The 25780-nt window shown below is 73.2% G+C and carries 22 protein-coding genes and 1 pseudogene; 14 read left to right on the top strand and 9 right to left on the bottom strand.

Features of this window, described 5'->3' with window-relative positions; all coding sequences use genetic code 11:
• The first annotated feature begins 75 nt into the window (after window positions 1-75).
• On the top strand, window positions 76-1290 hold the full coding sequence (locus ACZ51S_RS07125; RefSeq protein ID WP_388930909.1) for an acetyl-CoA C-acetyltransferase: 1215 nt from the start codon (window positions 76-78) through the stop codon (window positions 1288-1290).
• A gap of 44 nt (window positions 1291-1334) precedes the next feature.
• Window positions 1335-3506 (top strand): 3-hydroxyacyl-CoA dehydrogenase NAD-binding domain-containing protein, encoded by a 2172-nt coding sequence (locus tag ACZ51S_RS07120; protein WP_468960012.1) that lies wholly within the window; start codon window positions 1335-1337, stop codon window positions 3504-3506.
• 152 nt (window positions 3507-3658) lie between these two features.
• Here the strand turns inward: ACZ51S_RS07120 and ACZ51S_RS07115 are convergent, their stop codons facing one another.
• The gene (locus ACZ51S_RS07115) at window positions 3659-4345 is read right to left on the bottom strand and encodes a maltokinase N-terminal cap-like domain-containing protein (RefSeq protein WP_468479044.1); all 687 of its coding nucleotides are present in this window, start codon (window positions 4343-4345) and stop codon (window positions 3659-3661) included.
• A 10-nt stretch (window positions 4346-4355) separates the two neighbouring features.
• Window positions 4356-5084 (bottom strand): MerR family transcriptional regulator, encoded by a 729-nt coding sequence (locus ACZ51S_RS07110; RefSeq protein WP_468960010.1) that lies wholly within the window; start codon window positions 5082-5084, stop codon window positions 4356-4358.
• Between the two features lie 84 nt (window positions 5085-5168).
• Between ACZ51S_RS07110 and ACZ51S_RS07105 the strand changes: the two genes are divergently transcribed.
• On the top strand, window positions 5169-6992 hold the full coding sequence (locus ACZ51S_RS07105; protein ID WP_468960008.1) for an AMP-dependent synthetase/ligase: 1824 nt from the start codon (window positions 5169-5171) through the stop codon (window positions 6990-6992).
• A gap of 143 nt (window positions 6993-7135) precedes the next feature.
• On the opposite strand, the gene ACZ51S_RS07100 is transcribed toward ACZ51S_RS07105, so the two are convergent.
• Window positions 7136-7585, bottom strand: coding sequence for a spore-associated protein (locus tag ACZ51S_RS07100; RefSeq protein ID WP_468479047.1), 450 nt, complete (start codon window positions 7583-7585; stop codon window positions 7136-7138).
• A gap of 151 nt (window positions 7586-7736) precedes the next feature.
• Window positions 7737-8728: pseudogene (sph, locus tag ACZ51S_RS07095) on the bottom strand (sphingomyelin phosphodiesterase).
• A gap of 130 nt (window positions 8729-8858) precedes the next feature.
• On the opposite strand from sph, the gene ACZ51S_RS07090 reads away from it, so the two are divergent.
• Entirely contained in the window at window positions 8859-9734 is an 876-nt protein-coding gene (locus tag ACZ51S_RS07090) for an oxygenase MpaB family protein (protein WP_468802475.1), read from the top strand.
• A 34-nt stretch (window positions 9735-9768) separates the two neighbouring features.
• Here ACZ51S_RS07090 and ACZ51S_RS07085 read toward each other — a convergent pair whose 3' ends face one another.
• Entirely contained in the window at window positions 9769-11271 is a 1503-nt protein-coding gene (locus tag ACZ51S_RS07085) for a M1 family metallopeptidase (protein ID WP_468960207.1), read from the bottom strand.
• A gap of 330 nt (window positions 11272-11601) precedes the next feature.
• Here ACZ51S_RS07085 and ACZ51S_RS07080 point away from each other — a divergent pair, with 330 nt between their 5' ends.
• The 6 genes from ACZ51S_RS07080 to ACZ51S_RS07055 all read left to right on the top strand — a co-directional run bounded on the left by ACZ51S_RS07080 (window position 11602) and on the right by ACZ51S_RS07055 (window position 18097).
• Window positions 11602-12465, top strand: a complete 864-nt coding sequence (locus tag ACZ51S_RS07080) for an SCO6745 family protein (RefSeq protein ID WP_468479050.1) — start codon at window positions 11602-11604, stop codon at window positions 12463-12465.
• Window positions 12466-12547: 82 nt separating this feature from the next.
• A complete protein-coding gene (locus ACZ51S_RS07075) occupies window positions 12548-15013 on the top strand; it encodes a Tex family protein (protein ID WP_468960007.1) in 2466 nt (821 codons plus the stop codon).
• Window positions 15014-15280: 267 nt separating this feature from the next.
• Window positions 15281-15787 (top strand): M78 family metallopeptidase domain-containing protein, encoded by a 507-nt coding sequence (locus ACZ51S_RS07070; RefSeq protein WP_468479052.1) that lies wholly within the window; start codon window positions 15281-15283, stop codon window positions 15785-15787.
• The gene (locus ACZ51S_RS07065; protein ID WP_468960005.1) at window positions 15777-16973 is read left to right on the top strand and encodes an MAB_1171c family putative transporter; all 1197 of its coding nucleotides are present in this window, start codon (window positions 15777-15779) and stop codon (window positions 16971-16973) included. The genes ACZ51S_RS07070 and ACZ51S_RS07065 overlap by 11 nt, the downstream gene beginning before the upstream one ends.
• Before the next feature lie 22 nt (window positions 16974-16995).
• A complete protein-coding gene (locus ACZ51S_RS07060; RefSeq protein ID WP_468479054.1) occupies window positions 16996-17778 on the top strand; it encodes an SDR family NAD(P)-dependent oxidoreductase in 783 nt (260 codons plus the stop codon).
• 79 nt (window positions 17779-17857) lie between these two features.
• Window positions 17858-18097: a hypothetical protein gene (locus ACZ51S_RS07055; RefSeq protein ID WP_388930944.1), complete on the top strand. Its 240-nt coding sequence runs from the start codon at window positions 17858-17860 to the stop codon at window positions 18095-18097.
• A gap of 22 nt (window positions 18098-18119) precedes the next feature.
• Here the strand turns inward: ACZ51S_RS07055 and ACZ51S_RS07050 are convergent, their stop codons facing one another.
• The gene (locus ACZ51S_RS07050) at window positions 18120-19757 is read right to left on the bottom strand and encodes an ABC-F family ATP-binding cassette domain-containing protein (RefSeq protein ID WP_468960003.1); all 1638 of its coding nucleotides are present in this window, start codon (window positions 19755-19757) and stop codon (window positions 18120-18122) included.
• A gap of 58 nt (window positions 19758-19815) precedes the next feature.
• Window positions 19816-21114 carry an ArsB/NhaD family transporter gene (locus tag ACZ51S_RS07045; RefSeq protein WP_468479056.1) on the bottom strand — a complete coding sequence of 433 codons (1299 nt, stop codon included), beginning with the start codon at window positions 21112-21114 and terminating at the stop codon, window positions 19816-19818.
• Window positions 21115-21198: 84 nt separating this feature from the next.
• Between ACZ51S_RS07045 and ACZ51S_RS07040 the strand changes: the two genes are divergently transcribed.
• Together ACZ51S_RS07040 and ACZ51S_RS07035 are read left to right on the top strand one after the other, a co-directional pair.
• Window positions 21199-22164, top strand: a complete 966-nt coding sequence (locus ACZ51S_RS07040) for a GlxA family transcriptional regulator (protein ID WP_468960001.1) — start codon at window positions 21199-21201, stop codon at window positions 22162-22164.
• Window positions 22165-22383: 219 nt separating this feature from the next.
• A complete protein-coding gene (locus tag ACZ51S_RS07035) occupies window positions 22384-23022 on the top strand; it encodes a DJ-1/PfpI family protein (protein ID WP_468479058.1) in 639 nt (212 codons plus the stop codon).
• On the opposite strand, the gene ACZ51S_RS07030 is transcribed toward ACZ51S_RS07035, so the two are convergent.
• Window positions 22997-23746: an enoyl-CoA hydratase/isomerase family protein gene (locus tag ACZ51S_RS07030; protein ID WP_468479059.1), complete on the bottom strand. Its 750-nt coding sequence runs from the start codon at window positions 23744-23746 to the stop codon at window positions 22997-22999. The two genes, ACZ51S_RS07035 and ACZ51S_RS07030, sit on opposite strands and share 26 nt — an antisense overlap.
• 81 nt (window positions 23747-23827) lie before the next feature.
• Here ACZ51S_RS07030 and ACZ51S_RS07025 point away from each other — a divergent pair, with 81 nt between their 5' ends.
• Window positions 23828-24463 (top strand): HdeD family acid-resistance protein, encoded by a 636-nt coding sequence (locus tag ACZ51S_RS07025; RefSeq protein WP_468959999.1) that lies wholly within the window; start codon window positions 23828-23830, stop codon window positions 24461-24463.
• A 94-nt stretch (window positions 24464-24557) separates the two neighbouring features.
• Entirely contained in the window at window positions 24558-25091 is a 534-nt protein-coding gene (locus tag ACZ51S_RS07020; protein ID WP_468479061.1) for an ATP-binding protein, read from the top strand.
• Between the two features lie 61 nt (window positions 25092-25152).
• Here the strand turns inward: ACZ51S_RS07020 and idi are convergent, their stop codons facing one another.
• Complete coding sequence (gene idi, locus ACZ51S_RS07015) at window positions 25153-25755, bottom strand: isopentenyl-diphosphate Delta-isomerase (protein WP_388930967.1); 603 nt, start codon at window positions 25753-25755, stop codon at window positions 25153-25155.
• Between the last annotated feature and the right edge of the window lie 25 nt (window positions 25756-25780).

The raw sequence follows: 25780 nt of genomic DNA, 5'->3' as shown, positions 1-25780 counted from the left end.
CCGGGACCTCCCCCGGGGCCTCCCCGCGGACCATCCCCCGGCCCACCCCTTGGACACCTCCGAAAGGCTTGACCAGTGAGCACCGAAGCTTACGTATACGACGCGATCCGCACCCCGCGCGGCCGCGGCAAGGCCAACGGCGCCCTGCACGGCACCAAGCCGATCGACCTGGTCGTCGGCCTCATCCACGCCCTGCGCGAGCGCAACCCGGATCTGGACCCGGCCGCCATCGACGACATCGTGCTCGGCGTCGTCGGCCCCGTCGGCGACCAGGGCTCCGACATCGCCCGCATCGCGGCCATCGCCGCGGGCCTGCCGGACACGGTGGCCGGCGTACAGGAGAACCGCTTCTGTGCCTCCGGCCTGGAAGCCGTCAACCTGGCAGCCGCCAAGGTCCGCTCCGGCTGGGAGGACCTGGTCCTCGCCGGCGGAGTGGAGTCCATGTCCCGCGTCCCGATGGCCTCCGACGGCGGCGCCTGGTTCGCCGACCCCATGACCAACTGGGACACCGGCTTCGTCCCGCAGGGCATCGGCGCCGACCTCATCGCCACCATCGAGGGATTCTCCCGGCGCGACGTGGACGAGTACGCGGCCCTCTCCCAGGAACGGGCCGCCACCGCCATCAAGGAGGGCCGCTTCGCCAAGTCCGTGGTCCCCGTCACCGACCGCAACGGCCTGGTCGTCCTGGACCACGAGGAGTTCGTCCGCCCCGGGACCACCGCCGACACCCTGGCCAAGCTGAAGCCCTCCTTCGCCGACATCGGCGACCTCGGCGGCTTCGACGCCGTCGCGCTCCAGAAGTACCACTGGATCGAGAAGATCGACCACGTCCACCACGCCGGCAACTCCTCCGGCATCGTCGACGGCGCCTCGCTCGTCGCCATCGGCACCCGCGAGGCGGGAGAGCGGGGCGGCCTCCGCCCGCGCGCCCGGATCGTCTCGGCCGCCGTCTCCGGCTCCGAGCCCACCATCATGCTCACCGGCCCCGCCCCGGCGACCCGCAAGGCCCTCGCCAAGGCCGGGCTGACCATCGACGACATCGACCTGATCGAGATGAACGAGGCCTTCGCCGGCGTCGTGCTGCGCTTCGTCAAGGACATGGGCGTCTCCCTGGACAAGGTCAACGTCAACGGCGGCGCCATCGCGCTCGGCCACCCGCTCGGCGCCACCGGAGCCATGCTGCTCGGCACCGTCATCGACGAACTGGAGCGCCAGGACAAGCGCTACGGCCTCGTCACCCTCTGCGTCGGCGGCGGCATGGGCGTCGCCACCATCGTCGAACGCGTCTGACCCGTCCTGATCCCCGATCCGCCCCTCACACGGAAGTAGCGAACATGAGCGAGTCCACCACGATCCGCTGGGAACAGGACGAGACCGGCGTCGTCACCCTGGTCCTCGACGACCCGGACCAGTCCGCCAACACCATGAACCAGGCCTTCAAGGACTCCATCGCGGCGGTCGCCGACCGCGCCGAGGCCGAGAAGGACTCCATCCGCGGCATCATCTACACCTCCGCCAAGAAGACCTTCTTCGCGGGCGGCGACCTCAAGGACATGATCCGGCTGCGCCCCGAGGACGCCGGACTCGCCTTCGAGACCGGGAACGCCATCAAGCGCTCGCTGCGACGCATCGAGACCCTCGGCAAGCCCGTGGTCGCCGCCATCAACGGCGCCGCCCTCGGCGGCGGCTACGAGATCTGCCTCGCCTCCCACCACCGCGTCGCCCTCGACGCGCCCGGCTCCAAGATCGGCCTGCCCGAGGTCACCCTCGGCCTGCTCCCCGCCGGCGGTGGCGTCACCCGCACCGTGCGCCTGATGGGCATCGCCGACGCCCTGCTCAAGGTGCTGCTCCAGGGCACCCAGTACGACCCGCGGCGAGCCCTGGAGAACGGCCTGGTCCACGAACTCGCCGCCACCCCCGAGGAGATGCTGGCCAAGGCCCGCGCGTTCATCGACGCCAACCCCGAGTCGAGGCAGCCCTGGGACGTCCCCGGCTACAAGATCCCGGGCGGTACCCCGTCCAACCCGCGTTTCGCCGCGAACCTCCCGGCCTTCCCCGCCAACCTCAAGAAGCAGCTGAACGGGGCCCCGTACCCGGCGCCGCGCAACATCCTGGCCTGCGCCGTCGAGGGCTCCCAGGTGGACTTCGAGACCGCCCTGACCATCGAGGCCCGGTACTTCACCGAGCTGGTCACCGGGCAGACCGCCAAGAACATGATCCAGGCGTTCTTCTTCGACCTCCAGGCCGTCAACGCCGGCCGCAGCCGCCCCCAGGGCACCGAACCGCGCAAGGTCACCAAGGTCGCGGTCCTCGGCGCCGGGATGATGGGCGCGGGCATCGCCTACTCCTGCGCCCGCGCGGGCATCGAGGTCGTCCTCAAGGACGTCACCCCCGAGGCCGCCGCCAAGGGCAAGGCGTACTCCGAGAAGCTGCTCGACAAGGCCCTCGCCAAGGGCCGCACCACCGGGGCCAAGCGGGAGGAGCTGCTCGCCCGGATCACCCCGACCGCCGACGCCGCCGACCTGGCCGGCTGCGACGCCGTCATCGAGGCGGTCTTCGAGGACACCGCCCTCAAGCACAAGGTGTTCCAGGAGATTCAGGACGTCGTCGCCCCCGACGCGCTGCTCTGCTCCAACACCTCCACCCTCCCCATCACCGGACTGGCCGAGGGCGTCGCGCGTCCCGCCGACTTCATCGGGCTGCACTTCTTCTCGCCCGTCGACAAGATGCCGCTGGTGGAGATCATCAAGGGCGAGCGCACCGGTGACGAGGCCGTCGCCCGCGCCTTCGACCTGGTCCGCCAGATCAACAAGACCCCGATCGTGGTCAACGACTCGCGCGGTTTCTTCACCTCCCGCGTCATCGGCCAGTTCATCAACGAGGGCGTGGCGATGGTCGGCGAGGGCATCGAGCCGGCCTCCGTCGAGCAGGCCGCCGCCCAGGCCGGCTACCCGGCCAAGGTGCTCTCGCTGATGGACGAGCTCACCCTCACCCTGCCGCGCAAGATCCGCAACGAGACCCGGAAGGCCTTCGAGGCCGAGGGCCGCGCGTGGACCGAACACCCCGCCGACCGGGTCATCGACCGCATGGTCGAGGAGTTCGGCCGGCCGGGCCGCAGTGGCGGGGCCGGCTTCTACGAGTACGACGAGACGGGCAAGCGCGTCCGCATCTGGCCGGGCCTGCGCGAGCACTTCGCCAAGCCGGACGCCCGGATCCCCTTCGAGGACATGAAGGAGCGCATGCTCTTCTCCGAGGCCCTGGACACCGTCCGCTGCCTCGACGAGGGCGTGCTCACCTCCATCGCCGACGCCAACATCGGCTCCGTCATGGGCATCGGCTTCCCCGCCTGGACGGGCGGCGTGATCCAGTACATCAACGGCTACGAGGGCGGCCTGCCCGGCTTCGTGGCCCGCGCCCGTGAGCTGGCCGCCACGTACGGCGAGCGCTTCACCCCGCCGGCCTCCCTCGTGGCGAAGGCCGAGCGCGGCGAAACGTACGCCGACTAGCGAAACGTACGCCGACTAGCGAGGCGTACGCCGACTAGCGAGGCGTACGCCGACTAGCGAGGCGTACGCCGGCCGGCGAGGGCGTACGCCGGCCGGCGCTGGCTGCCGGCGCTGCCCGCCCGGGCCCGCGGAGGCGGGCCCGGGACCCGGGCCTACGGCCGGAGGTACGCGAACGCCCCGCGCCGCCCGGAGCCGTCCGGGGCGGACCAGCCGGCCAGCACCTGCGCGAGCAGGCCGTCCGAGGGGGCGGGTCCGGGACGCAGTACCCGGTTCAGGGCCAGGGTCAGGGTCGGGGCGTCCAGGCCCGCCGGGCCCACCACGACCTCGGTGTGCCCGGCGGCGTCCGTCACCGTCCCGGGGCCGGTGAGGCCCGCCGGCGCGCCGGAACCCTCGGAGCGGACCTCGACCGTCGGGTCGGGGGTGTCGCTCTCGCTCTGGGCCTGGGCCGTCACCCGGCCCGCCAGCAGCGCCAGCAACTGCTCGACCATGACCGGGTCGTGGGCGCCGTCGTACACCCAGCGCCTGCCCAGCACCCCGTGCTCCAGGGTGCCGACCAGGCCCGCCTCCGCGCCCTCCAGCGGGGCGCCCCGGTAGGTGAGCGGCACCAGGTAGGCGACGGGCTCCGCGTTGGATTCGGTGCCGGAGCCGGAGCCCGAGGAGTCGGTGACCACCATGAACTCGACGCCCACCTCGCCCTCGGGGTCGTCGAGCCGGAAGCCGCCCGCCCTGGCCAGCGGCGCGGTCTTCTCCGTGCCCCGGTACCAGGGCCTCAACGGCAGCCAGTCGGCCAGGAGTTCGAGTTTGGTCGGGGACAGCGTGGTGTGGTGGATGATCGCCATACGGCCGAACCTACCCTCCCTCCGAGGCGAACGCCGCCCGCAATTCCTCCTTCAGCGACCGCTGGAAGGCCGTCACCAGCGCCTGCACCACCATCGGCTGCATGTGCGCGGACAGCGCCTTCATCGACTCCACCCGCTCCGGGTCGTCCTCGTCCTGGGTGAACGGCCCCCACACCTCGTCCCGGAACAGCGCCGTGAGCTGGTGCGCCGCCGTCCGCGCGTGCTCCAGCAGGATGCCCCGCGCCACCAGCAGCGTCTCGTGGGCGATCGGTACGTCCAGCAGCGCGACCCCCAGCCGCAGCAGACCCAGGTCCACCCGGAACCCCTCCCCGGAGGGCGACACCACGTTCATCGCGGCCAGCCGGCGCAGGTCCCCGTCCGACAGGCTCCGCCCCGCCCGCTTCTCCAGCTCCGCCCGCGACGCCTCCTGCGCCGCGTCCGGCGCCCAGGTCGCCACCAGAGCCCGGTGGATCGCCAGGTCGTGCGCGCTCAAGTCGTCCGGCAGGGCGTCCAGATAGCGCTGGATCGCGGACAGGGTCATCCCCTGGTGCTGGAGCTCCTCGATCAGCGCGAGCCGGGACAGGTGCTCCGGGCCGTAGTGCCCCACACGACGCGGTCCGATCACGGGAGGGGGCAAAAGCCCGCGCGTGCTGTAGAACCGTACGGTGCGGACGGTGACACCGGCCCTGGACGCCAGTTCGTCCACGGTGAGCATCGGCTCGGTCGCCCGGTCGGCCATCGTCTGCGCCTCGCTCTCTGCTCCACGGCTTGGTTCAACAGTATTGCTGTCGCACCAACGATGTGAAACGTCCAGGAGCTGCCCATGACCACGAACCTGCGACTGCCCGGACAACCCTCCGACCTCACCCTCCCCGCCCTGCTGGCCCGCAACGCCGCCGAACATGCGGACCTGCCCGCCCTCTCCTGGCGCGAAGGGGACGGCTGGACGACCCTCACCTGGGGCGAGGTCCGCCGCCGGATCGCCGTCCTCGCCGCCGGCTACGCCGCCCTCGGGGTCGAGCGCGGCGAACACGTCCTGCTGATGATGGGCAACCGCCCCGAGCACTGGCTCAGCGACCTCGCCCTCGTCCACCTCGGCGCCGTCCCCGTCACCGTCTACGGGACCTCCGCGCCCGAACAGATGGCCCACATCGCCCGCCACAGCCGGGCCAGGGTGGCCGTCGTCGAAGGCGCCCGCGAACGCGACTGGTGGGCGCCGCTGCTCGACGACCCCGGGATCCCGCTGGAACGCCTCGTCATCGCGGAGGCCGCCGAGGCCGGCCCGCACACCGCCTACGCCTCCGTGTACGCGAGCGGCGCCCGCCCGCACCGCGCCGACGACTTCGAGAAGGCCTGGCAGGAGATCCGCCCCGAGGACCCCCTCACGGTCGTCTACACCTCCGGCACCACCGGCGACCCCAAGGGCGTCCGCCTGACCCACCGCAACATCCTGCTCCAGTCCGTCCGCCTCGACCGCAACGTCCAGCTCCCCGAGCACGCAGAGCACGTCTGCTACCTGCCCTTCGCGCACATCGCCGAGCGGATCCTCGGCATCTACCTGCCCCTGCTGCGCGCCGCCCACGTCCGGCTGGTCGCCGACCCCACCGGCGTGGCGGCCGCGGTCCGCGAGCTGCGCCCGGTGCAGTTCTTCGGGGTGCCCCGCGTGTGGGAGAAGCTCGCCGCGGGCGTACGGGCCGTCCTGGCCGGCCTCCCCGAGGAGCAGCGGCGTGCCGTCGAGGACGCCGGGGACGTGGCGCGCGCCCGCGCCGGCCACCGGGAGCGCGGCGAGGAGGTGCCGGCCGCGCTCGAAGCCTCGTACGCCGGGGTGAAGGAGCGGGTGCTGGACCCGCTGCTGCGGCTGGCGGGGCTGGACCGGCTCGTCTGGACGGCCAGCGCCACCGCGCCGATGCCGATCGACGTGGTGCGGTTCTGGGCCGGCTGGGGGATCACCATCATGGACGCCTGGGGGCTGACCGAGACCGCCGGTGTGTGCACCGTCAACAGCGACACCCCCGACGGGTTCCGGCTGGGCTCGGTGGGCCGGCCCATCGAGGGGCTGGAGCTGAAGGTGGCGGCGGACGGGGAGATCCTGACGCGCGGTGCGACCGTCTTCGACGGCTACCTGCGCCCCGACGGGTCGGTGGAGAGCGCGGCCGACGCCGAGGGCTGGTTCCCCACCGGGGACATCGGGCGGCTCGACGAGGACGGCTTCCTCTGGCTGACGGACCGCAAGAAGGAGCTGATCATCACCTCGAACGGCAAGAACGTCTCGCCGGCCCTGGTGGAGAACACCGTCAAGGAACACCCGCTGATCGGCCAGGCCCTGGTGCACGGGGACGGCCGCTCCTACCTGGTCGCCCTGCTGGTCCTGGACCCCGAACTGGCCCCGGCCTGGGCGGCCGCCCGAGGCATCCGGGCCGCCTCCCTCGCCGAGCTGGCAGAGCACCCGGCCGTCCTGGAGGAGACCGACCGTGCGGTGGCCGCCGCGAACGCCCGCCTCAACCGCACCGAACAGATCAAGCGGTACCGGCTGCTGGCCGAGGAGTGGGGCCCGGAGACGGGTGAGCTCACCCCGTCGCTGAAACTGCGGCGCAGGGTGGTCCGGGAGAAGTACGGGGCGCTGATCGAGGGGCTGTACGAGGCCTGACGGGCCTGACGGGCCTCTCGGCGACGAGGCGGGGGGCCGGGGCGCGGCGGACCACGGCGGTTCCGATGCGGTCGTCGGGGGCGCAGTCCTGCCCCCGACGACCGCACGACGGCACAGAACGCCGCGGTCAGGAGGAGCTCGGGTCAGCGGACCTCGGTGACCCGGTGCTCCTTGCGCGCGCCACAGTTGGAGTTGTACACCTGCACGTGCACGTTGCTGATGCCCCCGCCCCAGTCGACGCAGTGGCCCTTGCCGTACACGTAGGCCGGGCCCGCGTACGACGTGTACCGGCCGTAGTCCTCGCCCCGCTCCCAGGTTTCGGGAACTTCGATCCAGAGGGCCATGTCCACGGCCGTCCCCGGGTTGTTGCGGATGGTCGCGACGCAGTTCTTGCCGTTCGCGGCGTTGTACGTCAGGTAGACGGTGCCCAGCGATCCGATGGCGGCCGAGTTCACGGTCTTGTAGGCGCTTCCGCAGACCTTCTGCGGCGTGGTGTTGGGCGCGGCGGTGGCGGGTGCCGCCAGCGCGGTCGTCGCCCCCAGCGCCAGGGCGGCGAATGCGGTGGTGGTGACGACGGAACGGGTGAACCTCATGTTGTTTCCCCCTGCTGGTCATGGGAGTGGTCGCTCCTGCATGGTGTGACACGCAGGACGGCGGAACGGTTCCGGCATCGCCCGCGAAAGATGTGACCGCGCCGCCTCACGAGGGGGCGCGGTGGCCGGTTGGGGCGCGGTGGAGCGGGGGCTAGCGGCCGATGACCGGGTAGTGGTCCGAGAGGTTGGCGTACGTGTAGGACTTGCCCCAGCTGGAGACCGTCCAGGGGGCCGACTCCTCCTTGACCACGTTGTTCTCCCAGCCCGCCGGGCGGGCGTTGCCCTTGCGGTACAGGACGTAGTCCAGGTCCTCGCGCGGGTCCGTCGGGTAGCGGTAGCTCGCGATCGTGTTCAGCGCCGTGTCGAAGGAGTACGGGTGGCCCGTGCGCGAGTCGGTGCCGGCCAGGTCGGCGTCCGCGAGCATGGAGGCGTACTCGGGGGTGCGGGAGTCCACGTTCAAGTCGCCCGCGACGATGACCTGCTCGTTTGCCGGGATGTTCTTGGCGTCGAGGAAGGCGTCTATGTTCTTGAACTGCCGGCTGCGCATCAGCGCCGCCTCGCCCGCGCCGCAGCCCGGGTCGGTGGACTGGGCGTGGTGCCGACCACGTGGACCTTGGCCCCGTTCACGTTCAGCACCACGTACGCGAAGCCCTTGTTGGACCACCAGTCGGCGCCGCAGGCGTCCTTGTAGACGACCTGCTCCTTGCGCAGGATGGGCCACTTGCTCAGGATCGTGACGCCGCCGTCCTCCGGGGTGGTGGTGGAGTAGGAACCTCCCGTGGCGTCCCAGCCGGTCTTGCCGCGGCCCACGACCGGGGTCTGGTACGGGTACTGCGCCGCGGAGTTGGCCTGCAGCGCGTCCGAGGCGCCGTTGTCGAAGGCCTCCTGGAGCACCACCACGTCGTGGCCCTGGTAGAAGGAGGTCTTGGGGATCTCGGCGGCCCGGTGGTCCTGGCCCCAGTTCGGGTAGAGGCTCTTGCTCATCAGGAACACGTTGTACGTGAGGACGCTCAGCCGCGGGGCCGCGGCGGTGCCCTCGGCGGCGGTGGCGGCGGGCGCGGTGGTGAGGGCGAGTGCTGCGGCGGCGGTCGCGGCCACGGCCGTGGCGGCGGCGCGGCGCGGGCGGTGCGAGATCTGCGGCATGGAGGTCTCCGTCATTCCTGCGGGGGAAGATCGACGCCGTAATCCAAGCAGCCGCGGTTACCTCTGGGTAACACCCATGACAAGACTTTCTGTCCGGACCGAGGACTTCTCGCGCTCGCATAATTGACCCATGAACGACATGGCCCGCATCACCGGGCGCCTCGACCCCGAGCCGCCGCCGCCCGGCGGGGTGCTGTGGACCACCACCGGCGACATCCGCTCGCTGCTGACCCTGCCCGCCGCCTTCACCCTGCAGGTCGCCCACCCCGCCGTCGGGGCCGGCGTCGACCAGTACTCGGTCTTCCGCACCGACCCCTGGGGGCGCGGCGAGCGCTCCCTGCGGTCCGTGATGCTGTGGGTCTACGGCGGGGCCGAGGCCGCCGCCGAAGGGCGCCGGGTGCGCCGCCTGCACAAGGGCATCCGGGGCACCGACACCCGGGGCCGGGGCTACCACGCCCTCGACCCCGCCTGCTACGCCTGGGTGCACGCCACCGGCTTCCCCGTCGCCGTGTACGCCGGACGCTACCTCTTCCGCCGCATCACCCCCGCCCAGGAGCGGCAGCTGTACGCGGAGTGGCTCCGGGTCGGCCGGATCCTCGGGCTCCGCGACCGGGACATGCCGCAGAGCGTCGAGGAGTTCTGGCCGTACTACCACCGGATGCTGGCCGAGGAGATCGAGCCGACCAAGGTCGCCCGGGAACTGCTCTCCACCGAGGTGGACCTGCCCCGCCCCGAGACGGCCTCCCCGGTCCTGCGGCTGCTGCTGCGGATGACCTGGCCGGTCCTGCGCGTCGGCTACCTGCGCTTCCGGGCCTTCGTCACCGTCGGGTACATGCCGCCCGACGCCCGGGCCGCCATCGGCCTGGAGTGGACCCCCGCGCAGGAGCGCCGGCTCCGGCGGTTCAGCACCGCCGTACGGCTCCTCGTACCGGTGCTGCCCGAGCGGCTGCGCTACCTGCCGAGGGCCCGCGCCGCGCGGGCGCGGTGGCGCGCCGGCACCTTCTAGGGCGCCGGCGCGCGGGTCCGCGTACCGCCGTGGGTCAGTGGTCGTGGACCGAGTTCGTCGCGGCGATCTTCTTCCAGGACTTGGGCTCGGCGACCGGTCCGGCCGGGGACTGGAGGGCGCGGGCGCCGGCCTTGGCGGCCGGCGGGGCGAAGGCCGGCTTGCCCGGGGTGTACAGCCAGGTCTCGAAGAGCTGCGCGAGCGGCTTGCCCGAGACCTTCTCCGCGTACCGGACGAAGTCCCCGACCTTGGCGTTGCCGTAGGCCCGCTCGGTCGGCCAGCCCTTGAGGATCGTGAAGAACTTCTCGTCGCCGATCTCGTTGCGCAGCGCCTGGAGCGCGAGCGCCCCACGGTCGTACACCGCCCCGTGGAACTGGTTGTCCGGACCCGGGTCACCGGGCTTGACCTGCCAGAACGGGTCCTCGGCGGGGCGGGAGGCGTACGTCCATTCGGCGAGCTCCTGGGCGGTGCCCTCGCCGTCCTTCTCCGACCAGAGCCACTGGCTGTAGCGGGCGAAGCCCTCGTTGACCCAGATGTCCTTCCAGTTGTCGACGGACACGCTGTCGCCGTACCACTGGTGGGCGAGCTCGTGCACGACGACCGAGACGTTGGCGCCGTTCGCGAACTGGCGCGGGCTGTAGAACGGCCGCGTCTGGGTCTCCAGCGCGAAGCCGCTGGGCACGTTCGGGACGTAGCCGCCGAGCGCGTTGAAGGGGTAAGGGCCGAAGACCCCCTCCAGCCACTCCGCGACCTCGCCGGTCCGCTCCACGCTGGCGCGCGCCGCGCCGGCGTTGTCGCCGAGGTCCTTGCTGTACGCGTTCAGGATCGGCAGGCCGTTCGCCGTCTTGCCGGTGGTGATGTCGAACTTGCCGATCGCGAGCGTGGCCAGGTAGGTCGCCTGCGGCTTGTTGGAGCGCCAGTTGTAGCGGGTCCAGCCGAGTCTCGAACTCTGCGACTGGAGGACGCCGTTGCTGATGGCCTGGGTGCCGTCCGGGACGTTGACCGACACGTCGAAGGTGGCCTTGTCCAGGGGGTGGTCGTTGCTGGGGAACCACCAGGCGGCCGCGTCGGGCTCCTGGGCCGCCACGCCGCCGTCCGGGGTCCGCTGCCAGGCCGACCAGCCGTCGACCTTGAACTCCGAGGGCTTCCCGGCGTACTTGACGACGACGGTGGCCTGACGGTCCCTCTGCAGCGGCTGGGCGGGCGTCACTTCGAGCTCGTGCGCGCCGGAGGTGGCGAACTTCGCCTTCACCCCGTTGACCCGGACCTCGCTGACCTTGAGGCCGAAGTCGAGGTTGAACCGGGACAGGTCCTGCTTCGCGGTGGCCAGCAGGGTGGCCGTGCCCTCCAGCAGGTCCGTCCCGGGCTGGTACTTCAGGCGCAGGTCGTAGTGGGAGACGTCGTAGCCGCCGTTCCCGCTGGCCGGGTAGTAGCTGTCGCCGATGCCCGGGGATCCCGGCCCCGCGCCGGCCGCCGACGCCGGGATCACCAGCAGGAGGGAGGCGGCCAGGACGCTCGGGGCGATGACTTTGCGGTGCACGAAGAGCTCCAAGGGGTAGGGGAGGCGCGTCGGTTCGGGGTCCGACGTCCGGGGTTCGCCGTTCGTCGCGACGTCGTTCGTCGTTCGACGGTATTCACCCGTGATCGCTCCCGTCATGTCCATGGCCCCTGCTGTCACACGATCGCCATTCGGACGTCACGAACCCGGCCCAGCCCACCCGCCGCCGGCCGGGCGTAGCGCCCGAGCTGCACCGATGCGCGGGCGACGGCAGGGCACAGAGTGGCCGGAACAGCGCGGTTCCCGGAGAGCCGGAGGCGGGGGAGGGGCCGCCGTCCCGCGACATACTGAGCAGTCGGTAACCTGCGGCGCATGACGCTTCCCCCGCACGCCGCGCGCCGCGTCTGGCACGCCGCCATCAACCCCCTCCACGCCACCAGCTACTTCTCCCCGGACCTGGCCACCGAGCTCGGCGCCCTCGGCATCACCCACCGGGTCGCCGTCAACCTCGCCAGCCGCTCCGCCGCCATGGGCGCCGTCGGCCCCGGCGTGGTCACCGCCGCCTTCTACAACTACCGGCACGACCTCGTCGCCGCCCACCTCCCCGCCGTCTGGGACACCGCCACCCCCGAACAGGTACTCGCCGCCCGGCTGCGCGCCGCCGACAGCACCCTGCGCCGCCTCCTCGGGGACGAGGTCATCGCCTCACCCGAACTCGCCGAAGCCGCCGGCCTCGCCCTGCGCGCCACCGAGGCCTGCACCCGCCACGGCCGGGCCCTGTACGCCGCGCACGCCGACCTCCCCGTCCCCGAGGAGCCGCACCTGCGGCTGTGGCACGCCACTACCCTGCTGCGCGAGCACCGCGGCGACGGACACCTCGCCGCACTGCTGCTGACCGGCCTGGACCCGCTGGAGGCGCTGGTCAGCCACACCGCCACCGGCCGCGGCATGGCCCCCAAGTGGGTCAAGAGCATCCGCGGCTGGGACCAGGCCGACCTCGACGCCGCCGCCGGCCGGCTCCGCGACCGCGGCGTCCTCGACGCCGACGGCGAGCTCACCGAGGAGGGCCGCGCGCTGCGCGAGCGCCTGGAGACCGAGACCGACCGCCTCGACGCCGCCCCGTACGAACACCTCGGCGCGGCCGGCCTCGCCCGGCTCGGCGAGCTCGGCGGCGCGTTCGTCACCCGGGCCATCGGCGCCGGCGCCTTCCCCCGCGACCTCTTCGGAAAGGGCTGAGGGGCTCCCCGGGTCCGCGCGCGGCACCTGCCACAATTGACAGCCTTCCACGCAAACGCACGAAGGCAGGCGGGACCGCACTGTGACCATGTCCATCGAAGGCAGGATCGCCGAGGAGCTCGGCGTACGGGAACGGCAGGTCAGGGCCGCCGTCGAGCTGCTCGACGGCGGCTCCACCGTGCCGTTCATCGCGCGCTACCGCAAGGAAGCGACCGAGATGCTCGACGACGCCCAGCTGCGCACCCTCGAGGAGCGGCTGCGGTACCTGCGCGAGCTGGAGGACCGCCGCGCCGCGATCCTCGACTCCGTACGCGAGCAGGGCAAGCTCGACGCCGCGCTGGAGGCCCGGATCAACGAGGCCGACACCAAGGCCCGGCTGGAGGACATCTACCTCCCCTTCAAGCCCAAGCGCCGCACCAAGGCGCAGATCGCCCGCGAGGCCGGCCTGGAACCCCTCGCCGAAGGACTGCTGGCCGATCCGTCGGTGGAACCGGCCGCCGCCGCGGCCGCGTTCGTGGACGCGGACAAGGGCGTCGCCGACGCGGCCGCCGCCCTGGAGGGCGCCCGCGCCATCCTCACCGAGAAGTTCGCCGAGGACGCCGACCTGATCGGCGACCTCCGCGAGCGCATGTGGAGCCGCGGCCGGCTCGCCTCGAAGGTCCGCGAGGGCAAGGAGGAGGCGGGCGCGAAGTTCTCCGACTACTTCGACTTCGCCGAGCCGTTCACCGCTCTCCCCTCCCACCGGATCCTCGCCATGCTGCGCGGCGAGAAGGAGGACGTCCTCTCCCTCGACCTGGAGCCCGAGGAGCCCTCCGACACGCCCGGTCCCTCCACGTACGAAGGGCTCATCGCCCGCCGCTTCGGCATCGCCGACCGCGACCGACCCGGCGACAAGTGGCTCGCCGACACGGTCCGCTGGGCCTGGCGCACGAAGATCCAGGTGCACCTGGGCATCGACCTGCGGACCCGGCTGCGCGCCGCCGCCGAGGACGAGGCCGTACGGGTCTTCGCCGCCAACCTGCGCGACCTGCTGCTCGCCGCCCCGGCCGGCACCCGCGCCACGCTCGGCCTGGACCCGGGTTTCCGTACCGGCGTCAAGGTGGCCGTCGTCGACGCGACCGGCAAGGTCGTGGCCACCGATGTGATCCACCCCCACGTCCCCGCCAACAGGTGGGACGAGTCCCTGGCCAAGCTCGCCCGGCTCGCGAAGGAGCACGCGGTCGAGCTGGTCGCCATCGGCAACGGCACGGCCTCCCGCGAGACCGACAAGCTCGCCGGGGACCTCATCACCCGCCACCCCGAGCTGGGACTCACCAAGGTGATGGTCTCGGAGGCCGGCGCCTCCGTGTACTCCGCCTCGGCCTTCGCCTCGCAGGAACTCCCGGACATGGACGTGTCGCTGCGCGGCGCGGTCTCCATCGCCCGCCGCCTCCAGGACCCCCTGGCCGAGCTGGTCAAGATCGACCCGAAGTCCATCGGCGTCGGCCAGTACCAGCACGACCTGTCCGAGGTGAAGCTGTCCCGCTCGCTCGACGCGGTCGTGGAGGACTGTGTGAACGGCGTCGGCGTGGACGTCAACACCGCCTCCGCCCCGCTGCTCTCCCGGGTGTCGGGCATCAGCGGCACCCTGGCCGAGAACATCGTCGCCCACCGCGACGCCAACGGCCCCTTCCGCAGCCGCAAGGGCCTCAAGGACGTGGCCCGCCTGGGCCCGAAGGCGTACGAGCAGTGCGCGGGCTTCCTGCGGATCCGCGGCGGGGACGACCCGCTGGACTTCTCCAGCGTGCACCCCGAGGCCTATCCCGTGGTCCGGGCCATGGGCAAGGCGGCGGGTGCCGAGGTGGCGGCGCTCATCGGCAACACCTCCGTCCTGGCCTCCCTGCGGCCCGAGCAGTTCGTCACCGAGGCCTTCGGCCTGCCGACCGTCACCGACATCCTGCGCGAGCTGGAGAAGCCGGGCCGCGACCCGCGCCCCGCCTTCAAGACGGCCACCTTCAAGGAGGGCGTGGAGAAGATCGGCGACCTGGCGCCCGGCATGATCCTGGAAGGGGTGGTCACCAACGTGGCCGCCTTCGGCGCCTTCATCGACATCGGCGTCCACCAGGACGGGCTGGCGCACGTGTCCGCCCTGTCGAAGACCTTCGTCAAGGATCCCCGCGACGTGGTCAAGCCGGGCGACATCGTCCGGGTCAAGGTCATGGACGTGGACATCCCGCGCAAGCGGATCTCGCTCACCCTGCGGCTGGAGGACGAGGCCGGCGCCGAGCGCGGCGCCGGAGCCCCCAGGCAGCGGGACGAGCGCCAGGGCGACCGCCGAGGCGGCGGCCGGCCCCCGCGGCAGCGCGGCGGCGGCCAGGCCCAGGCCCAGACGCAGGGCCAGGGCCCGCGTGGCGGCGACGGCAGGCGGCAGGGCGGCCAGGGCGGCGGCCAGCGCCAGGGCGGCGCGGGCCAGCGCTCCGGCGCCCCGGCCCCCGCCAACAGCGCCATGGCCGACGCCCTTCGCCGGGCCGGCCTGACCGGACCGGAGGAAGGCCGGGGGCGCCGCTAGCGGCACACCGGGCATCGGCCCGGCCAGGCGACCGGCAGGGGTGGCCGAATAGCCACCCCCGCCAGGGGGACGCGCTTGCCAACTCCCCCGGATGATCGGTAGGGATGGTGGAACGTCCGTTCGCCCGTTCGCCCGCGCGGACGGGCGTTCCCGCTCCCCCTCCGGGACCGCCCCCCCCGAGGCCGCCTCCAGGCACAGGACCCCATGCCGATGCCCACCCCCCACGCCTACCGACGCTGCCCGAGAAAGGGCCCGAAGAGGGATCGCATGCCCTATCGGGACCTCGGTCTGCGCAAACGCTGCGCGACGATTCTCGGTCACCTGGATCTGACGCCCCCGTTCTCCCTGGAAGGCCTCTGCGCGCACATGGCCGACCGGCGCGGCCGGCCCATCCGGCTGCACCCCCTGCCCAGCGAGGCCGCCGGATCCGGCGTCTGCGGGCTGTGGGTCGGCACCGACACCGTGGACTACGTCTTCTACGAGGCCCGGACCACGCCCCTGCACCGCGAGCACATCGTGCTCCACGAGCTCGGGCACATCCTCTTCGGCCACCACTCCCTGGAAGGGGAGGAGACCGACGGCCGGGCCCCCGTCGTCCGCGGCCGCACCGACTACACCACCCGCCAGGAGCAGGAGGCGGAGATGCTCGCGAGCATGATCCGCGTCCACACCTCCGCCCCGGGCCGCCCCTGCCGCGCCACCGCCCCCCGGGGCTCCCTCGACCGGCTGGAATCCGCCATGGGTTACGCACGGGGTCACCGCGATGGCAGCTGAACTCGCCGCCCTCGGCGACTGGCTCGCCGTCCCCGGCGTCGTCTGCCTGTGGATCGCCGTCCTGCTCCGGGCCCCCGGCGCCCTGCGCTCCCCGGAACAGCGCGGACTGTGGCTCGCGGTCGCCACCGCGGCCGCCGCGATGACCCTGAACCTGCCCGCCGTCGTCCGGTACGCCATGACCGCCGGGCCCTCGTACGCGCACACGGTCGGCCTCGTCCGCAATCTGATCGGCGTCCTGTCGGCGGGCGCCGTGCTCTACTTCGTCGCCGCCGCCACCCGCGGCCGCAGGCTCCAACTCGCCTCCTGGGCGGGCACCGTGCTCTGGATCGGCGTCCTCCTCACCCTGGACGCCGCCGCGCCCGGGCACGGCACGCACACCATCCCGCCCGCCGGGAGCCCGGTGCCCTCCCTCGCCTACTGGCTCGTGCTGATCTCCGCCCACCTGATCGCCAACACCATCTGCGTCCACGTCTGCCGGCGCTACGGCCGCCGCTCCGAGAGCCGAGCGCTCGCCCTCGGACTGCGCCTGTTCGGCCTGGGCACCGCGCTGGCCTGGGTGTTCTGGTTCGTGTACCTGCTCAAGGCCCTCTTCGGCAGCACCTGGGCGCTGCCCGCACTGCCACTGCTGATGAGCCTGCACGGCCTGCTGCGCGCCGCCGCCATCCTGGTGCCGACCCTGTTCACGCTGCACCGCGCCCTCGCCGACACCACCACCGCCTGGCTGCTGTGGCCGCTGTGGCGGGACCTGGTCCAGGCCGTCCCGTACGTGGCGCTCACCGAGCCCCGGACCGGACGGCTGCTGGAGCTGCTCTGGCCGCCCGTGCCGCGGGACCTGCTCGTCTACCGCAAGGTCATCGAGACCCGCGACGCGATCCTGATCCTGGGGGAGTACGTCCCCCCGGGGCTGCCCGAGCTCGCGCGCCGCCACGTCGCCGGTACGGACGTCCCCGAGCGGCAGCGCGCGGCCGCCGCGCTGGCCTGCGTACTGAAGGAGGCCCGGCGGACGAAGCTCGCCGGACTGCCCGGGCAGACGTCCGGGGCCACCGCGCTGGAACTGCCGGCCGCGATGATGACCTCCATCGAGGGCGGCGGCCTGGAGGACGAGGCCAGGTTCCTCGTGGACGTCGCCCGCGCCTACCGCTCGCCCGCGGCGGCCGCCTTCGCCCCCGCCACCCGGACCGCCTGAACGCCCAGGAAGCGAACGCCACGTGCCCACCACCGTACTGATCACCGGGGCCAGCGCCGGCCTCGGCGCCGCCTTCGCGCGGGCCTTCGCCGCCAAGGGCTGCGACCTGGTCCTCGTCGCCCGGGACAAGGACCGCCTGGAGGCCCTGGCCGCCGAACTCACCCGCCGGACCGGCAGCGCCTGCGAGGTGCTGCCCGCCGACCTGCTCGACCCCGCCGCCCGCGCCACCGTCGCCGACCGGCTCGCCGACACCGAGCGGCCCGTCGACGTCCTGGTCAACAACGCCGGATTCGGCCTGCCCGCGCCCTACCCGTACAACCCCGTCGAGGACGAGGAGCGCATGCTCGACCTCCTCGTGAAGGTCCCGCTCCGGCTCACCCACGCGCTCCTGCCGGGCCTGCGGGAGCGCCGCCGGGGCGCCGTGCTCAACGTCTCCTCCGTCGCCGGCCTGCTCCCGACCGGGACGTACGGGGCGGCGAAGGCGTGGATCACCGCCTTCAGCGAGTCCCTCCGGATCGACATGGAGCCCTACGGGGTCCGGGTCCTCGCGGTGGTCCCGGGCTTCACCCGTACCGAGTTCCAGGAACGCGCCGGCATGGACGTCAGCGCCCTGCGCGACGCGGTGTGGCTGGAGCCGGAGGCGGTGGTCGCCAAGGCCCTGCGCGACCTCGCCCGCCGCCGCCCGATCAGCGTCACCGGCCGCCACTATCAGGCGTACGCCTTCGCGGCCCGCCACCTCCCGCGCACCTTCGTGGCCCGCAGGATGGCCCGCGACCGGCGCCCCCCGTCCGGCCCGCCGGCCTGAGCGGACCGGTTTGCGGGGCCGCCGTCCGGGCAGCCGCCGGAGGAGGGGGACAGCGGCCCTCGGCAGAGGAGGACGTGCCATGGACGAGCAAGGCGGCGCCGGAGGCGTCCCGCTCCACGGCGAGGACGAAGGACAGCAGCAGCGCAAACCGCACCCCGGGCGGCAGCACACCTCCCGGGGATCCGGGCCGAAGCCGGGGCCCGGCCCCGTCCGGGCCGAGGACACGGACGAGGCGAGCCGCCTCGACCACCCCGGGGCCCAGGACCCGGACGAGCCGCGCAAGCACCGCAGCCACGGCAAGGGCCCGAAGGAGTTCTAGGGTCCGCCCCGGAGCTCTCGGCTCAGAGCTCGGTGACCTTCCCGTCCGCCACTTCCAGCCTGCGGGCCACGCGCACCGCCTCCAGCATCCGGCGGTCGTGCGTGACCAGCAGCAGCGTGCCCTCGTAGGCCTCCAGGGCCGACTCCAGCTGCTCGATCGCCGGCAGGTCGAGGTGGTTCGTCGGCTCGTCCAGCACCAGCAGGTTCACCCCGCGCCCCTGGAGCAGGGCGAGGGCCGCGCGGGTGCGCTCGCCGGGCGACAGGCTCGCCGCCGGGCGCAGCACGTGCGACGCCTTCAGGCCGAACTTGGCCAGGAGCGTACGCACCTCCGCCGGCTCGGTGTCCGGGACGGCCGCGCAGAAGGCCTCCAGCAGCGGCTCACCGCCGAGGAACAGGCCGCGGGCCTGGTCCACCTCGCCGACCAGCACGCCCGAGCCGAGCGTGGCGGAGCCCGAATCCGGGGCCAGCCGGCCCAGCAGCACCGCGAGGAGGGTGGACTTGCCGGCGCCGTTGGCCCCGGTGATCGCCACCCGGTCCGCCCAGTCGATCTGCAGGCTCGCCGGGCCGAAGGAGAAGTCGCCGCGTTCCACGGCCGCCTCGCGCAGGGTCGCCACCACCGACCCGGAGCGCGGGGCCGCCGCGATCTCCATGCGCAGCTCCCACTCCTTGCGGGGCTCCTCGACGACCTCCAGGCGCTCGATCGCCCGCTGCGTCTGGCGGGCCTTGGCGGCCTGCTTCTCGCTGGACTCGCCGCGCAGGTTCTTGCCGATCTTGTCGTTGTCGCTCGCCTTGCGGCGGGCGTTGCGGACGCCCTTGTCCATCCAGTTGCGCTGCATCTGGGCCCGGCCCTCGAGCGCGGACCTCTTGCCCGCGTACTCCTCGAACTCCTCGCGGGCGTGGTCCCGGGCGCGTTCGCGTTCCTCCAGGTACGAGGCGTAGCCGCCGCCGTAGAGGTTGATCTGCTGCTGTGCCAGGTCCAGTTCGAGGACCTTCGTGACGGTCCGGGCCAGGAACTCGCGGTCGTGGCTGATGACCACCGTGCCCGCGCGCAGCCCCGTCACGAACCGCTCCAGCCGCTCCAGCCCCGCCAGGTCGAGGTCGTTGGTGGGCTCGTCCAGCAGGAAGACGTCGTAGCGGGACAGGAGCAGCGAGGCGAGACCGGCCCGGGCGGCCTGCCCGCCGGACAGCGCCGACATCGGCAGGTCCAGGCTCACCGCCAGGCCCAGCTCGTCCGCCACCTCCTGGGCGCGCTCGTCGAGGTCGGCGCCGCCGAGGTCCAGCCAGCGGTCGAGGGTCTCCGCGTACGCGTCGTCGGCGCCGGGGGTGCCGTCCACGAGGCCCTGCGTGGCCTCGTCCAGCGCCGCCTGCGCGGCGGCCACCCCGGTGCGGCGGGCGAGGAACTCCCGCACCGACTCGCCGTCGCGCCGCTCCGGCTCCTGCGGGAGGTGGCCGACGGCCGCGCCGGGCGGGGAGAGCCGCAGCTCACCGGTCTCCGGGGTGTCCAGCCCGGCGAGCAGGCGCAGCAGGGTCGACTTCCCGGCGCCGTTGACGCCGACGAGTCCGATGACGTCGCCGGGCGCGACGACGAGGTCGAGACCGGCGAAGAGCGTGCGCTCACCGTGCGCGGCGGTGAGGTTCTTGGCGACGAGGGTTGCAGTCATGATGCCCCGATCCTATCGGCGCGCCGCCGCGGGCCGGGCGGGACTCTGACGACAGGGCCTACCGGCCGGTCAGCCGCAGCCCCGCCCACAGGGCCGTCACCGCCGCCGCGAGGGACACGGGCGTGGTGAGCAGCCCGAGCCGGGTGAACGCGCCCAGCCGGACGTCCTCGCCGTGCGCGTGCAGGAGCCGCCGCCACAGCAGGGTGGCCAGGGAGCCGACGTACGTGAGGTTCGGGCCGATGTTCACGCCGATCAGCACGGCCAGCACCACCCCGGCCCCGCCGGGCGCGGCCAGCGGCAGCAGCGCGAGCACCGCGGGCAGGTTGTTGATCAGGTTGGCCAGTACGGCGGCCACCCCGGCCACGGCCAGCAGCGCGGGCAGCGAGTCCCCGTCGGGCAGCAGCCACTGGAGCCCGTCACCGAGCCCGTGGTCCACCACGGCCCGTACGACCACCCCCAGCGCCAGCACGAAGAGGCAGAACGCCGGCGCGGTGGAGGCCACCAGCCGCCGCGGGGTGGTCTCGCGGCGGCGCAGGGCCCGCACCCCCAGCGCCACGGCCCCGGCCAGCGCGGCCCACGCGGGGCTGGCCCCCACGAGGGAGGCCAGCGCGAAGCCCGCCAGCGTCAGCAGCAGCACGGCCAGGGCGAAACGCGGCACCGGCGCCGGTTTCGCCGCCTCGGGCCGGTGCTCGGGCGGGGCTGCCAGGTCCGCCCGGAAGAAGCGGCGGAACACCGCGTACTCCACCGCGATCGCGGCGGCCCACGGCAGCGCCATCAGCGCCGCGAACCGGGTGAAGGTCAGCCCGCTCGCGGCGAAGGCCAGCAGGTTCGTCAGGTTGGACACGGGCAGCAGCAGCGACGCCGAGTTCGCCAGGTGCGCGGTGGCGAACACGTGCGGGCGGGGCCGGGCGCCCAGCCGGGCGGACGTCGCCAGCACCACCGGCGTCAGCAGCACCACCGTGGCGTCCAGGCTCAGCGCGGCGGTGACCGCCGAGGCCACCAGGAACACCCCGCCCAGCAGCCCGGCCGGCCCGCGCCCGGCGGCCCGGCGGGCCACGGCCGCCCCGGCGGCCCGGAACAGCCCCTCGTCCGCGCACAGCTGCGCGAGGGCCAGGATCACGGCCAGGAACCCGACCACGGGCAGCAGCTCCCGCGTCTGCTGCCAGGCATCGGCGGGGGGCACCACACCCAGGGCGACGAGCAGCCCGGCGGCCGGCACGGCGGCCGCCGCCTCGGGCAGCCCCCGCGGCCGCAGCACGGCGAAGGCCAGCACGGCGAGCAGCAGGACGACGGACAGGGACTCGGCGAGGACGGTGTTCAGGGTGGCGCTCCGGACGGCGGGACGGGGAACGCCCAAGGATCGCACCCGCGCCGACGCCCGTCCGTATAGGTGGGACACCCGTCATTGCGGCCACGACGAGCGTGGTCACAGGATGGAGGCATGTCACCGCGAAACGTGCTCGTCGTCCTCTACGACGGGGTGCAGAGCCTGGACGTGACCGGCCCCGTCGAGGTCTTCGACGGAGCCGGCCGCCTTCCGGGGCAGGAGGGGTACGCGATCCGTACCGTCTCCCCGGGAGGCGCGCCGGTACGCACCAGCAGCGGACTGACCCTGCTGGCCGACGGGGACCTGGAGAGCGCCCGCCCCGGCCCCGGGACCACGCTGCTGGTACCCGGCGGCCGCCGCACGGCGGACTTCGAGCCGAGGCTCACCGACTGGCTGCGCGCGTACGGGGGCGGCGCGGGCAGGCTGGTGTCGGTCTGCACCGGGGGGCTGCTGCTGGCCGAGGCCGGGCTGCTGGACGGACGGCGGGCCACCTCCCACTGGTCGGTCTGCGAGCGGATGGCACGGGACTACCCCCGGGTGTCGGTGGAACCGGACCCCATCTACGTCCGGGACGGCCCCGTCTCCACCTCGGCCGGGGTCACCGCCGGGATCGACCTGGCGCTGGCGCTGGTGGAGGAGGACCTCGGGCGGGACGCGGCCCTGCTGATCGCCCGCCACCTGGTGGTGTTCCTGCGCAGGCCCGGCAACCAGGCGCAGTTCAGCGCGCAGCTGGCGGCGCAGACGGCGCGGCGGGCACCGCTGCGGGACGTCCAGCAGTGGATCAACGAGCATCCGGGCGGGGACCTGAGCGTGGAGGCCCTGGCGGCGCGGGTGGCCCTCTCGCCGAGACACTTCGCGCGCGCCTTCCAGGCGGAGACGGGCGTGACTCCGGGCAAGTACGTGGAGCGGGTGCGGGTGGAACACGCGCGGCGGCTGCTGGAGGACAGCTGCGAGGGCGTCGCGCAGATCGCCCAGTCCTGCGGCTACGGGACGCCGGAGGCGCTGCGCCGGGCCTTCGTCAAGACCCTGGGCCAGCCCCCGGCCGAGTACCGCCGCCGCTTCGGCCGCCGTCCTTCCTGACGCGGCGCCCCGCCGTCCGTCCTGACGCGGCGGCCCTGCCGCCGTCCCTCCTGACGCCGCCCCCTGCCCGCGCGCGCCCTGGCGCCGCCCGGCGCCGGCGCGGAAGAACGCGCGGCGTGCGGAAGGCGTGCCGCCCGGCACCGTACGGGCGTTGTCACAGCGCCCCGCTCATCGACCTCCGCCCCACGACCGGGGGCGGCCTACCGCTCCGGAGGAGCCATGCAGATCGCCGTACTGCTCTACGACCGCTTCACCGCGCTCGACGCCGTCGGGCCCTACGAGACCCTCAGCCGCGTGCCGGACGCCGAGACCGTGTTCGTCGCGGAGCGCCCGGGCCCCGTGCGCACCGACAACGGGGCGCTCGCCCTCGTCGCCGACAAGGCGCTCGAGGAGGTGACCCGGCCGGACATCGTCATCGTGCCCGGCGGGCCGGACCCCGAGGTGGAGATGGAGAACCCCGCCGTGATCGACTGGCTTCGGGCCGTGGACGCGACGAGCACCTGGACCACCTCCGTCTGCACCGGCTCGCTGCTCCTCGCCGCGGCCGGCCTGCTCGACGGGCGGCGGGCGACCAGCCACTGGCTCTACCTCGACCGGCTGGTCCCCTTCGGCGCCGAGCCCACCGGTGAGCGGGTCGTCTTCGACGGCAAGTACGTCACCGCCGCCGGGGTGTCCTCCGGCATCGACATGGGGCTCGGCCTGCTCGGCCGGATCGCCGGGGACCCGTACGCCGAGGCGGTTCAGCTGCTGTGCGAGTACGACCCCCAGCCGCCCTACGACGCCGGTTCCCCGGAGAAGGCCCCGGCCGAACTCGTCGCCCGGCTGCGCGCCGCTAATCCCCTGACGGACGCCAGCTGAATTCCGGAGCGCGCCGCTCCAGGAACGCGGCGACACCCTCGGCGGTGTCGCCGCTCGCCGCGGCCTGACCCGCCCAGTACGCCTCCCGTCCGGTGCGGCCGTCCGCGTACTCCTTGGCGGCGGCCTGCGTCAGCAGCGAGCGGGTGGCCAGGATCCCCGCGAACTCGGCCACCCGCTCCTCCAGCCGGCCCGCCGGCAGCAGCTCGTTCAGGAACCCGGCCCGCAGGGCCGTCCCGGCATCGATCAACTCGGCCGAGAACAGCAGGTACTTGGCCCACGCCGGGCCGACCACCGAGGCCAGCCGCCGGGTGGAGGAGGCCGGGTAGACGATGCCCAGCTTCGCCGGGGTCACCCCGAACGTTGCGCCCTCCTCCGCGAACCTCAGGTCGCAGGCGGCCGCCAGCTGGCTGCCGCCCCCCACGCAGAACCCCCGGACCGCGGCCACCGTCGGCCTCGGGAAGGCGGCCAGGGCCTCCTCCGCGGCCACCGCCAGGGCCTGGGGGTCCTCCTTGCCGGTGAGCGAGGAGATGTCGGCCCCCGCGCAGAAGGTCGGGCCCGCCCCGGTCAGCACCAGCACCCGTACGGCCTCGTCGGCGGCGAGGAGCTCCAGCAGCTCCGGAAGGGCCCGCCACATCGAGGCGGTCATGGCGTTCCGCTTGGCGGGGTGCGAGATGACGACGGTGGCGACCCCGTCGGCGACCGTGTGGTGGAGGGCTGCGTCCATGCGCCGGATGCTATCCCGGGCAGCCGATCCTATGATCAAGGGGAATCCGACCCAGGGGGGTGCCGAGGAGGTGGCACGTCCATGGGCGCCGACCGCAGCGACCCGCATCCGCAGCAGCGGGAGAAGAAGGAGCTGAAGCGCAGCTTCGGGCTTCTGGCCCTGCTCGGGGTGATCCTCGTACTGGCCGGCCTGGTGGGCCTGGTCTACACGGGCGTGGCCACCCTGACCTCGATGTTCCTCTTCGGCTGGCTGCTGCTCATCGGCGGTGTCGTCGGCCTCGCGCAGGCCGTGCAGTCGCGCGGGACCAGCTACTTCTGGCTGGCCGTCATCGTCGCCGCGATCAACCTGGCCGCGGGCTTCGTGATCCTGCGCCGCCCCGAGGCGAGCGCCGAGGCGCTGACCATGTTCGCGGCCCTGCTCTTCCTCACCGGCGGGGTCTTCCGCCTCGTGGGGGCGCTGGTGGTGCGCGGCGCCAACTTCGGGATCTCCCTGGTCCAGGGCGCCTTCGGGCTCCTGCTGGGCATCCTGATCCTCGCGGGCTGGCCGGGCGACAGCCTGTACGTGATCGGAACCTTCTTCTCGCTCGCCCTGCTGTTCGACGGACTCAGCCTGATGGGACTGGGTCTGGGGGCCCGCCGGATCCTCGGACTGGTCAGGGAAGAGGAGACAGACGCTGCCAACCGGAGCCTGCCGGATCAGGAACAGACCAACAGCTGACTCCGTCATAAGCCAGTGGTCAGAAAGCGTCCGATTGACGCTGACTTCTGGTCAGCAGCGTGGTCGGCACCAGGGTGTTCCCCACTCTTGACGCGTGGAGACGATCGAGCGTGAAGACGGGGGCCGGAAGATGAACGACAGCGGGAGCATCCCGTCGGCCGGGGGAGGTGAGGTGTCGGCTCCGGCCGACCCTCCCGCCGCTTACGAGGGGGTGTGGCGTTTCACCGCACCCGCGGTTGAAGAATCCGTTCCGCAGGCCCGCCGCGCGGTCCGCGAGCTGCTCGGCCGCCAGGGGGTGCCCGCCCAGCAGGACCTGGTGTACTCCCTGCTGCTGATCGTCTCCGAACTGGTGACGAACTCGGTCCGGCACGCGGCCCTGCTCTCCCCGGAGGTCGCCGTCGAGGTGGCGGTGGGCCGGGAGTGGGTACGGGTGGCCGTCGAGGACAACCACCCGTACCGGCCCAAGGCGCTGGAGGCCGACTTCGGCCAGACCGGCGGCCGGGGCCTGCTGCTGGTCCGGGAGATCACCCGGGAGGCCGGCGGGGTGTGCGACGTCGAACACACCGCGACGGGAGGCAAGGTGATCTGGGCGGCGCTGCCGCTCCCCGCCCGGACGCCCGGGGCCTGAACCCCGGGGACCGGCCCGGGACTGCCCGCACCCGGGCGTCCGCACCTGAACGGCGCAGCGGCTACCAGCCGGCCGCGTCGCCGGTCAGCTCGCGGATCGCGGGGCGCGCCGCGTCCAGCACCGTCATGAACCAGGCGGAGAAGGGCTGCTCCGCGTGCTGCTTCGCCAGCTCCTCGGCCGTGACGAAGGCGGTGTCGCCGACCTCCTCCGGATCCGGGTCCAGCGCGGCCTGGGCCAGTCCCACGAACAGGTGGTTGTACTCCTGCTCCACCAGTCCGGACGCCGGGTCCGGGTGGTTGTAACGGACCGTCCCCGCCTCCGCGAGCAGCGAGGGCGAGAGCCCGAGCTCCTCATGGGTGCGCCGGGCCGCCGCCGCGAACGGCGACTCCCCGGGATAGGGGTGACCGCAACAGGTGTTCGACCAGACGCCGGGGGAGTGGTACTTCCCGAGGGCGCGCCGCTGGATCAGCAGCCGCCCCTGCTCGTCGAAGAGGAACACGGAGAACGCCCGGTGCAACAGGCCGGGCGCCTGATGCGCGGCGAGCTTCTCCGCCGTGCCGATGGTGTTGCCGGACTCGTCGACCAGTTCGAGCATGATCGATTCTCGAGCTCCGGTGCCGGCGGACGCGCTGCTGGTGGCGTCGGTGGCTGGTGTGGTCGGCATACCCATCCTTCGCTTCGGACTTCGG

It is taken from the genome of Streptomyces sp. NPDC034043 (assembly GCF_055575675.1).
The sequence above is the reverse complement of the archived record's forward strand: the minus strand, read 5'-3'. Positions and strand labels throughout refer to the sequence as shown.

Coding starts and splice junctions, on each gene's coding strand:
- ACZ51S_RS07040 (WP_468960001.1), top strand. CDS start 21,199: ATGTCACCGCGAAACGTGCTCGTCGTCCTCTACGACGGGGTGCAGAGC.
- ACZ51S_RS07120 (WP_468960012.1), top strand. CDS start 1,335: ATGAGCGAGTCCACCACGATCCGCTGGGAACAGGACGAGACCGGCGTC.
- ACZ51S_RS07030 (WP_468479059.1), bottom strand. CDS start 23,746: ATGGACGCAGCCCTCCACCACACGGTCGCCGACGGGGTCGCCACCGTC.
- ACZ51S_RS07080 (WP_468479050.1), top strand. CDS start 11,602: ATGACGCTTCCCCCGCACGCCGCGCGCCGCGTCTGGCACGCCGCCATC.
- ACZ51S_RS07035 (WP_468479058.1), top strand. CDS start 22,384: ATGCAGATCGCCGTACTGCTCTACGACCGCTTCACCGCGCTCGACGCC.
- ACZ51S_RS07025 (WP_468959999.1), top strand. CDS start 23,828: ATGGGCGCCGACCGCAGCGACCCGCATCCGCAGCAGCGGGAGAAGAAG.
- ACZ51S_RS07050 (WP_468960003.1), bottom strand. CDS start 19,757: ATGACTGCAACCCTCGTCGCCAAGAACCTCACCGCCGCGCACGGTGAG.
- idi (WP_388930967.1), bottom strand. CDS start 25,755: ATGCCGACCACACCAGCCACCGACGCCACCAGCAGCGCGTCCGCCGGC.
- ACZ51S_RS07090 (WP_468802475.1), top strand. CDS start 8,859: ATGAACGACATGGCCCGCATCACCGGGCGCCTCGACCCCGAGCCGCCG.
- ACZ51S_RS07105 (WP_468960008.1), top strand. CDS start 5,169: ATGACCACGAACCTGCGACTGCCCGGACAACCCTCCGACCTCACCCTC.
- ACZ51S_RS07100 (WP_468479047.1), bottom strand. CDS start 7,585: ATGAGGTTCACCCGTTCCGTCGTCACCACCACCGCATTCGCCGCCCTG.
- ACZ51S_RS07110 (WP_468960010.1), bottom strand. CDS start 5,084: ATGGCCGACCGGGCGACCGAGCCGATGCTCACCGTGGACGAACTGGCG.
- ACZ51S_RS07070 (WP_468479052.1), top strand. CDS start 15,281: ATGCCCTATCGGGACCTCGGTCTGCGCAAACGCTGCGCGACGATTCTC.
- ACZ51S_RS07115 (WP_468479044.1), bottom strand. CDS start 4,345: ATGGCGATCATCCACCACACCACGCTGTCCCCGACCAAACTCGAACTC.
- ACZ51S_RS07055 (WP_388930944.1), top strand. CDS start 17,858: ATGGACGAGCAAGGCGGCGCCGGAGGCGTCCCGCTCCACGGCGAGGAC.
- ACZ51S_RS07065 (WP_468960005.1), top strand. CDS start 15,777: ATGGCAGCTGAACTCGCCGCCCTCGGCGACTGGCTCGCCGTCCCCGGC.